This window comes from Actinoplanes sp. NPDC026670, from assembly GCF_040638175.1.
Taxonomy (GTDB): domain Bacteria; phylum Actinomycetota; class Actinomycetes; order Mycobacteriales; family Micromonosporaceae; genus Actinoplanes.
On sequence record NZ_JBEZXU010000138.1, the window covers coordinates 1 to 8,974 of the forward strand.

Consider the following 8,974-nt stretch of genomic DNA (forward strand, 5'->3'; position numbering starts at 1 on the left):
CGCGGTGTCCCGATCGGGCCCGCGCGCACTTACTGTGCATCTGACATCAAGTTACCGTCGGCGCATGAACGAACTTCGATGGAAGTCGTCGCCGGAGCCGGCGCGTCCTCGCCCCACACCGCGTGGATGACCCGGTCACGGGAGACGGCGTGCCCGGCGTGCAGCGCCAGCACACAGAGCACCGCGGTGCTGCGGGCGGACCCGAAACCGATGTCGGCGCCGTCCCGCCGCGCGCGGACCGGGCCCAGCAGCTGGATGTCCATCACCTAGCCGCACACCATCTGGCAACGAACCAGGAACGTGACGTGAAAGCCCGGCATCCTCACATTTGTAGTCGGTCTTGTCCGAGTTGACCAGCCCCGTCCGGCGACCCGGGCAAGATCGTGCGGCGGGTCGGGCACGCTGGCCGAACAGAGGGTTTCGCCGCCGTTAATTCGCTGATGGACTCAGCGGGTGCCGGAGCCGTCCGACTTCACCACGAACCCCTTCGCGGGTGAGTTGATGCTCACCCTCGCCGATGAGGGCCGGCTGGTGCTGGACGCGCGGCAGGCCGACCGGGCCATCGCCGGCCTGGAACGGACCCTGTCCGAGGTGCGCGCCCGGCTGCGGGTCATCCGGATCTGGGAGCAGATGCCCACCGGCTGGCTCGACGAGCTGCGCGACGATCACGCCGACGAGGTGACCGAGGCGGTCCTCACCGCCCAGATGGCGCCCGGGCGGCTCGAGCAGGCCGCCGTCGAGCTGCCGAAATACATCGAGGCGCTGCGCCGGGCGCGGGCCGTTCCAGGCGTTTGAAGATTTTTTGAAGATCACCTTCAGAGACTGTCGCGGCGACACGACATCAGCGGAGGTGGATCAGTGGAACGGGTTCGGGTGGTACTGCAGGCAGCGGACCCGGTCAGTCAGGCCGGACTGGCCAGTCTGCTCCAGGCCGGCGCCGAGGTCACGTTGCTGCGGGCGGGTGACCGGGCCGGCGCCCGCGCCTTCGTCTTCTCCTGCGACCGCCTCACCACCGAGGCGATCGCCGCTCTGCGCCAGTCGGCTGCCGAGACCGGCCTGCCGGTGGTGCTGGTGATCAGCGAGATGAGCGAGGCGGAGCTGCTCACCGCCGTCGAATGCCGGGTGGTGTCGATCCTGCACCGTTCCGCGGTCACCGCCGAACGCCTGGTGCGCAGCGTCGTCGCCGCCGCCAACGGTGGCGGGATCATGCCGCCCAATCTGGTCGGCGAGCTGCTCAAGCACATCGAACGGCTGCAACGCGAGGTGCTCGCCCCCAACGGCCTGAACGCCTCCGGCCTGACCACCCGGGAGATCGACGTGCTCCGGCTGATGGCCGACGGGCTGGACACCAACGAGATCGCCGGGCAGCTCTGCTACTCGGAGCGCACCGTCAAGAACGTGATCCACGGGCTCACTCAGCGCCTCAAGCTGCGCAACCGGTCACACGCGGTCGCCTACGCGTTACGCGCCGGCATGATCTGACACCCCGACACGCCCGGGATGCCTGGCGCCGTATGTCTACCGTGGACCGCGGCTCAGGCCTTACATCCAAACGATTTCCAACCCCTTTCCATCGCATGGTCGCGGGTGTTCGTACCAGACTGGGGGTCCTGGGGATGTAAGCGGCACGAAGGGTGAGGTGGGCGAATGGCAGAGACGACGGCGGATGTGTTGCGGACCGCCGCCGGACCGGATCTCTTCCGCCTGAACGCTTTCCGCGTCACCGGCCTGCCCACGGTCGCCGACCATCGGGCCGTCCGGCAGCGCCGGCAGCAGGTGGTCGCGGCGATGAGCATGGGCGCCGATGTGGATCGGGTTCCGTCCGACGTGGACGCGGACGAGGTGCGGGCGGCGTTCGACAGGCTGCTGGGTGACCCCCGGTACCGGCTGGTGGACGAGCTGTTCTGGCTGTGGGACGTGCCCGGCGGCGACTGCGGGTGCCCGTCGTCGCTGCACAGCGAGCACGACAAGGCGGCCATCGCGCACGGGATGGCCCTCGACCAGGAGTACAGCAAACTGGACCCGCCGGGCCGCGACCGTACCGACCTGGACCGGCTCTGGTCCGAGGCGGCCCGGCTGTGGGACGGCGTGCTGCGCCGCAACGCCACCTGGGACCACATGCGGCACCGGGCCCGGAAACTCGGCGACCGGCGGCTCGACGACACGGTCGTCGACGAGCTGCGCGCCGGGCTGCCCGCCGCGCTGCTGCGCCCACTGGTGACCCTCGCCGTCGCGTCGGACAACCCGGAGCCGCTGGCCCGCATCGTGCACGGCTGGACCGGGCGGTCCGACCTGGCCGGCGACATGCTGGCTGAGGCGGCCGGCCCGCTCTACGAGACGATCGAGACCGGCGTCCGGCAGACACGGGAGCTGCTGGAAGCCGGTGAGCTCGACGAGGCGATCGAGAACACCCGCGGGCTGCCGATCACGCTGCTGCGGCTGCGGGCGCTGCTGCCGCCGAGCGAGTTCCGGCGTACCTCGAACGCCTGCGAGGTGGTCGCGATCGCCTTCAACAACTGCGCCAACCGGGTCTTCGAGGAGTGCGGACCGCTCGACGAACGGTCCGACGCCCTGCTCAACGACGCCGAGGCGCTGGCGCTCAACCCGCAGACCCGGGCCACCATCCGGGAGAACCGGGACGCGTTCCGGGAGAACGCGACCGGGCTGTCCGACCTGCTCAACCAGATCACCTTCCTGGCCCGCTCCGGCCAGCACCAGGCGGCCGGCAACCTGGCGGCGCACATGCGCGTCCAGCTGGCCGGCCTGCCCGGCGCGGTGGCCGAGATCGACCGGGTGACCTCGCAGCTGCGGGCGTCCGGCACCCGGGTCACCGTGGGCGCGAACAGCGGCGGCAGCGACGTGCCGTGGAGCGCGATCCTGACCGTCGGCGCGCTGCTGCTCGGCGCCTGCTTCGGCCTCGCCGACTGCGACAACGACAGCAACTCGGCGCCGCCGCCGCCCGCGGTGACCGTCACCGTCCCGGACCGCGACAGGGCGGAGGTCGTGTGGCCGGCGCCGTAGCGCTGCGGATCACGTCGCCCGACGGCGTGACCCGCGGCATCGAACTGGACGGCGACTCGGTGACCATCGGCCGCCGCGCGCCCGAACAGTCCCCCGACGTGGCGCTCAGCCCCGACCCGCAGCGCTGGGTCGGCCGCCTGCACTGCTCACTCGACCTGGTGGAGGGGATGTGGATGGTGACCGACAACGCCAGCGTCAACGGCACCCTGCTGCGTTCCCGGGAGACCACCGAACGGCTGCTCGGCCGGCGGCGCATCCAGCACGGCGACGCGATCCTGATCCTCGGCGACATGACCCCTGACGGCGAGCCGCTCTACTGGCAGCTGCTGTTCCTCGACCCGCACACCACCCAGCAGGCGCCGGCCGGCGCGCTGCCGCCACCCCCGCGGTCGGTGCCGAGTCTGCGCTACGACTGGGTGTCGGCACGCGCCTACCGGATCGTGAACGGGGCCGAGACACCTGTCCTCGGGCTCCGGCCGCAGGGGCATCAGCTGCTGCGTTACATGGTCGGCCGCAGCGCCGACGGCGCCGCGGTGGCCTGCGATCACGCCGAGCTGATCACGGCGCTGTGGGGCGCCCGTGAGGAGTGGGCCACCCACCGGGCGTACACCCGGGTCGATCTGGCCGGGGTGGTCCGGGCCGTGCGCCGCAGCATCGAACCCGATCCGTCGGCGCCGGTGATCCTGGAGACCGTCAAGGGCATCGGTTACCGCCTCAACGTGAGTGGTGTGGAATGACTCTGCTGTCCAGCGGCGACCGCGTGACCGACACGCTCGTCATCGACCGGCTGCTCGGCGAGGGCGCGTTCGCCGAGGTGCACCGGGTCCGCCACGAGTATCTGGGCTGGCAGGCGATGAAACTGTTCAAACAGGTCGCCTCGCTGGAGAAGACCCGCGAGATGCTCGGCGAGGCGCAGCTGCTGTCGACGCTGGGGCACCCCAACATCGTGCGGCTGTTCGACGCCAACATCGTCGAGACGGCGGCCGGCCTGCGCGGATTCTTCACCATGGAGTACGTGGCCGGCGGCAGCCTGGAACGGCTGTCCCGGTCGTACCACTCGCAGGTTCCCGTCGACCTGGTCGTCGAGATCCTCGAGCAGATCGCCGAGGGCCTGGCCGTGGCGCACACGCAGATCCCGCCGATCGTGCACCGCGACCTGAGCCTGGCCAACATCCTGATCGGCTACGACGGCACCGGCATGCGGGTCCGGGTCAGCGATTTCGGGCTGGCCAAGCGGGCCGATCCGTTCACCCACCTGGCCAGCGCGCAGGGCACCCACGCGTTCATGGCCCCGGAGGTGCTCAAGCATCAGGGCTACTCGTGCGCCAGCGACGTCTGGTCGGTCGGGACGATCGCGTTCCTGCTGCTCACCAACCACATTCCGTACCACGACGGCGGGCAGTTCTCGTCGTTCTCGATGGTCCGGTTCCAGCGTCCGCTGCTGCCGCCGAGCGCGTACAACCCGGATGTGGATCCGGCCCTCGACGAGATCCTGCTGGCCGCCCTCTCGGTGGACGCGAAACAGCGACCACCCACCGGGCGGGCGCTCGCCGACGCGCTACGGGCCCGCCGGGACGCGCTGAAGGTTCCGGCGCGGCCGGTGGACGTACCACCGAAGGCCACCGAGAAGCCGGGAGCGCGCGCTCAGGCCCTCGCCGACGAAGCGTTCGCGCTGGCGCGCCGTCCCGGCGCGCTGGAGCGGGCCGCCGACCTCCTGGAGGAGGCCGTGAACCTGTCACCGCGACTGCGGGACCGGCATCTGCACACACTCACGCTCTGGCGCCGAGGGGTGATCATGTGATTCGCGACCGGCTCGACCGACTGCGCACCGAGTTGCGGCAGCGGCGGCACCATCGGGCGTTCCGTATTCCGCCGCCGACCTGGCCGGAGACCAGGCACGACCGGCTGGCGACGCTGATCGCCGAGCTGGACGCCGCCGCGGCTGAACCCGAGACGGACACCAGAGCGCTGGCGACCGCCGCCACCAATCTGTGGCGGGCCCGTCGCCGGCTGGCCCAGCAGACCGGCGGCGACAGCGCGCAGGCCCGCCAGGCCGGCCGCTACCTGCGGATGTGCCAGGAGGCGCTGGCCGACGCGGGTCTGGTGGTCCGCGACCACGACGGGGAGACGTTCGACTCCGGGCGGTCGCTGGAGGCGCTGGTCTTCAACGACGACCCGAACGTGCTCACCGAAACCGTGACGGAGACCGTACGGCCCTCCGTCTTCCTGCGTGCGGAGCGCATCCAGATGGGACAGGTCATCGTCGGATGCCCCGTCAAGACAGACTCGACCCCGGGGGTTGGCAATGCGTGACACGATCGACTTCGGCATCGACCTGGGCACCACCAACAGCGCCATCGCGGTCGTCGAGGACGGCGTGCCGGTGGTCGTCAAGAGCAACGACGGCTGGGACATCACCCCCTCGGCGGTGTGGATCCCCAAGCCCGGCGTGGTCCACGTCGGCCGCGCCGCCCGTGACCGGGCCGACCGTGACCCGGCCAATGCGGCCAGCGAGTTCAAACTGGAGATGGGCCTGGCCGACGCGACCCGTACGTTCGTCGACGGCCAGGTCACGATGGGCCCGGTCCAGCTGTCGGCCGAGGTGCTCAAGTCGCTGCGCGCCGACGCCGCCCACCACACCGGGGTGGCGCCGGACGCCGCGGTGATCACCGTGCCGGCCGCGTTCGCGCTCAACCAGAACAAGGCGACCACCGAGGCGGCGTCGCTGGCCGGGTTCACGGTGGCCTGCCCGCTGGTGCAGGAGCCGACGGCGGCGGCGTTCGCCTACGGCTTCCAGAAGGCCGACGAGGACGCCTACTGGATGGTGTTCGACTTCGGCGGCGGCACCTTCGACGCGGCGGTGGTCAGCAAGCGCGACGGTGACCTGCGAGTGCTCAACCACGCCGGTGACCCGTACCTGGGCGGCAAGCTGATCGACTGGGCGGTGGTCGAGCGGCTGCTGGCCCCGGCGCTGATCAACGGGCTGGGCGTCAGCGAGTTCCGGCGTGACAACCCGCAGTGGCGCGATGCGTTCGCCAAGCTCAAGTCGGCGGCCGAGGAAGCCAAGATCATGCTGTCCCGGCGGCAGACCGCGGACGTGCTGGTCGACATCACGCTGCCCGGTGGGCGTACCGAGACGTTCGAGCACACCCTGCGCCGCGACGACATCGACCGGGTCGCCGAGCCGTTCTACGTGCGCGCGATCAACCTGTGCCGGGGCGCGCTCGCCGAGGGTGGCCTGGACGTCGACGACATCGACAAACTGCTCCTGGTCGGCGGTGTCACGCTCAGCCCCGGCCTGCGGGAACGCCTCGCCGACCCGGGGCACGGGCTGGGCATCGCGCTCGACTACAGCCTCGACCCGACCACCGTGGTGGCCCGCGGCGCGGCGATCTTCGCGAGCACACTGCGCCGGCCGTCGACCGGCACGCACCAGCCGGCGGTGGGGGAGTTCGCGGTCGAGCTGGCCTACGAGCCGACCACCACCATCAACACGCCCACGGTGGCCGGGCGGTTGCGGTCCACCGGCGCCGTCGACTGGTCCGGCTACCGGGTGACGATCAGCAACGCCGATTTCCGTACGCCCGCCATCACCCCGAACGCCTCGGGCGCGTTCTCCACCGAGGTGTACATCGACGACCTCCAGGCCGCCCGGTTCACCGTCGAGCTGACCTCCGCGTCGGGCGAGCCGCAGAAACTCACCCCGGACGGGCTGACGATCACCCACCGGGCCGTCGAGTTCGGCGGTGTCCGGCTGGCCCACTCGCTCGGCATCCAGCTCGCCGACCAGGCGTTCGCGCCGCTGGTCCGCAAGGGCGCCACGCTGCCGACCCGGGAGCGGGAGGTGTTCCGCACGTCGACGCCGCTGAACCGGTCCGACACCGACGCGGTCATCCGCATCCCGGTGGTCCAGGGTGAACGGCCGCGCGGTGACCGCAACCGGCAGGTCGGCATGCTGGAGATCCGGCCCAAGGACGTCCGCATCGACCTGCCGGCCGGCAGCGAGGTCGAGGTGACCTTCGAGGTGGACACGTCCAGCCTGGTCACCGTGGTCGCCGACGTGCCGTTGATCCAGACCCAGTTCGAGGCCGAGATCGCCCTGGACGACGTGCGCACCCCCGACCCGGTGGCGCTGACCACCATGCTGGACGACGCCGAGCGGCGGATGGCGCACCTGCGGGGCGCGGTCGCCTCCGGAGACTCCGACGACGCCCGGGACCGGCTCGCCACCCTCGACCGGGAGGGCACCATGACCGGCGCCCGCGAGCAGGTCCAGGCGTCCGGCGTGGACGCGGGCGCCGCCGCGACCGCCGAGGACCGGCTGCGCAACGTACAGGCCGAACTCGACATCATCGAGGACGCGGTCGGGCTGCCCGACCTGATCCAGCAGCTGGAGGAGGCGCTGTCGGCAGCCGACGAGATGGCCGCCGACGACGCCGACCGCCGGGAGGTCGGCGAGCTGCGCCGGCGGGCCCGCACCGCGATCGAGGCCCGCGACAAGTCGGCCATCCAGGCGCAGCTGGAACGGGTGCACGACTTCCTGATGGAGGTCGAGCGGCGGTCGCCGGACTGGCCGGTGAAGGTGTTCTTCATGCTCTGCATGGAGCACGAGAAGATCGGCATCTCGGCCCAGGCCGACGTGCTGATCGCCCAGGGCCGGCAGGCGATCGCCGGGCAGGACCCGCGCGCCCTGGACGCGGTCAACCAGCGGCTGGTCCGGCTGCTGCCGGTCGAGGTGGCCGGCAAGATCGGCGGTCTGCTGCGATGACGACGGCCGGTGTCTCGGAGGAGCTGGCGCTGGACCGGGCGCGGGCCGCCGCCCGGGCCGGTGACCTCGAGGGCGCGCTGGAACTGCTCGGCGGTGACTCGCCGGCCGCGCTCGACCTGCGGGCCCGGGTGCACGCGCAGCGCGGCGAGTTCGACGAGGCGGACGCGGCGTGGGCGCGGGTGCTGGCCGCCGATCCGTCGCACGAGGGCGCGGCGGCCGGGCGGCGGGCGATCGCCGGCCGCACCCGCCGCCGTCTGGTGACCGCCGGCGGCGCGGCGCTCGTGGTGGTGGTCCTGCTGTCCGGGGCGGTGCTGCTGATCGGGCAGCCGGCCGACCCGCCGTCGGCGTCGGCCCTGGCGACGCCGGTCGCGACGACAACGCCGCCCGCGCCGTCACCGTCACCGTCGGCGACGCCGTCGCCCGCCGCCTCCCTTGAAGATCAACTTTTGGGTGGTCTGGCGGTCACCGGGGTCACCATCGAGGCGCAGGGCGCCGCGACGAAGGTCGTCTTCGACGAGGGCCTCTTCGTACGCGGGGACACGCTCCGCGGCGGCGCGGGCGCCACGCTCGACCGGGTGGGCCGGGCGCTGGGGGACGCGGGCGACGTCACGGTCACGGTGGTCGGTCACGCGGTCCCGGTGACCGGTGGGCGCACCGCCGGCGGCTCGACCACGGCGCTGGCCCGGGCGCAGGTCGCGGCGGCCCGGCTGGCCCGGGCGAGCGGGCTCCCGCTGACGTCGTTTCAGCTGGTCAGCGCGGATCAGCAGGACGGCCCGCACCGCACGCCGGAGGACAATCGCACGGTCACCCTGCTGGTCGCCGCGCGTTAGGGTGACGTACATCTCAAATTAACCTTCGCCGCCACGCATTTGCCCAGGTCAACTCCGGTCGGCCGGACCGGCGGTGGCCCCGGAGTGCCAAAGCTGTTCACCTTGGTGCCATACGGTCAGCAACCGTCGCACACGGTTCCATCACGTGAGCGGTGCGTAATGCTGCCTGCTGAGAGGAGCACCACCATGGCGAAGGACAAGAAGAAGGACAAGAAGGACAAGAAGTCGAAGAAGTCCAAGAAGAAGTAAGTGGTGCAGTGGCGGGCCCCGCCGGGGCCGGGGGGCCGCCCCCCGCCGAGGCCCCCAAGGGAGAGCGGCGGGGTGGGGAAGAGGGTTGGTTGGAGGGGGGTGTTGT

At 71.6% G+C, this 8,974-nt stretch carries 9 protein-coding genes; 8 read left to right on the forward strand and 1 reads right to left on the reverse strand.

The annotated features are described in order from the left end of the window. Positions 1–29: 29 nt before the first annotated feature. On the reverse strand, positions 30–266 hold the full coding sequence (locus tag AB0E94_RS52115; protein ID WP_360344211.1) for a hypothetical protein: 237 nt from the start codon (positions 264–266) through the stop codon (positions 30–32). A 235-nt stretch (positions 267–501) separates the two neighbouring features. Here AB0E94_RS52115 and AB0E94_RS52120 point away from each other — a divergent pair, with 235 nt between their 5' ends. The 8 genes from AB0E94_RS52120 (at position 502) to AB0E94_RS52155 (ending at position 8,619) form a co-directional block, all read left to right on the forward strand. After that, positions 502–795, forward strand: a complete 294-nt coding sequence (locus tag AB0E94_RS52120; protein ID WP_360344235.1) for a hypothetical protein — start codon at positions 502–504, stop codon at positions 793–795. 63 nt (positions 796–858) lie between these two features. Further along, entirely contained in the window at positions 859–1,482 is a 624-nt protein-coding gene (locus AB0E94_RS52125; RefSeq protein WP_360344214.1) for a response regulator transcription factor, read from the forward strand. A gap of 165 nt (positions 1,483–1,647) precedes the next feature. Further along, positions 1,648–3,021, forward strand: a complete 1,374-nt coding sequence (locus tag AB0E94_RS52130) for a hypothetical protein (protein ID WP_360344217.1) — start codon at positions 1,648–1,650, stop codon at positions 3,019–3,021. Continuing rightward, a complete protein-coding gene (locus AB0E94_RS52135) occupies positions 3,006–3,758 on the forward strand; it encodes an FHA domain-containing protein (protein ID WP_360344220.1) in 753 nt (250 codons plus the stop codon). The genes AB0E94_RS52130 and AB0E94_RS52135 overlap by 16 nt, the downstream gene beginning before the upstream one ends. Then, the gene (locus AB0E94_RS52140; protein WP_360344223.1) at positions 3,755–4,822 is read left to right on the forward strand and encodes a protein kinase; all 1,068 of its coding nucleotides are present in this window, start codon (positions 3,755–3,757) and stop codon (positions 4,820–4,822) included. The genes AB0E94_RS52135 and AB0E94_RS52140 overlap by 4 nt, the downstream gene beginning before the upstream one ends. Then, positions 4,819–5,334: a hypothetical protein gene (locus tag AB0E94_RS52145; protein ID WP_360344226.1), complete on the forward strand. Its 516-nt coding sequence runs from the start codon at positions 4,819–4,821 to the stop codon at positions 5,332–5,334. The genes AB0E94_RS52140 and AB0E94_RS52145 overlap by 4 nt, the downstream gene beginning before the upstream one ends. Further along, on the forward strand, positions 5,327–7,789 hold the full coding sequence (locus AB0E94_RS52150) for an Hsp70 family protein (protein WP_360344229.1): 2,463 nt from the start codon (positions 5,327–5,329) through the stop codon (positions 7,787–7,789). The genes AB0E94_RS52145 and AB0E94_RS52150 overlap by 8 nt, the downstream gene beginning before the upstream one ends. Further along, a complete protein-coding gene (locus AB0E94_RS52155; RefSeq protein ID WP_360344232.1) occupies positions 7,786–8,619 on the forward strand; it encodes a hypothetical protein in 834 nt (277 codons plus the stop codon). The genes AB0E94_RS52150 and AB0E94_RS52155 overlap by 4 nt, the downstream gene beginning before the upstream one ends. Positions 8,620–8,974 lie beyond the last annotated feature (355 nt).

Bases quoted from the DNA above. Each gene is read 5' to 3' on its own strand.
- AB0E94_RS52155 (WP_360344232.1), top strand. From the start codon at position 7,786: ATGACGACGGCCGGTGTCTCGGAGGAGCTGGCGCTGGACCGGGCGCGG.
- AB0E94_RS52120 (WP_360344235.1), top strand. From the start codon at position 502: ATGCTCACCCTCGCCGATGAGGGCCGGCTGGTGCTGGACGCGCGGCAG.
- AB0E94_RS52150 (WP_360344229.1), top strand. From the start codon at position 5,327: ATGCGTGACACGATCGACTTCGGCATCGACCTGGGCACCACCAACAGC.
- AB0E94_RS52130 (WP_360344217.1), top strand. From the start codon at position 1,648: ATGGCAGAGACGACGGCGGATGTGTTGCGGACCGCCGCCGGACCGGAT.
- AB0E94_RS52140 (WP_360344223.1), top strand. From the start codon at position 3,755: ATGACTCTGCTGTCCAGCGGCGACCGCGTGACCGACACGCTCGTCATC.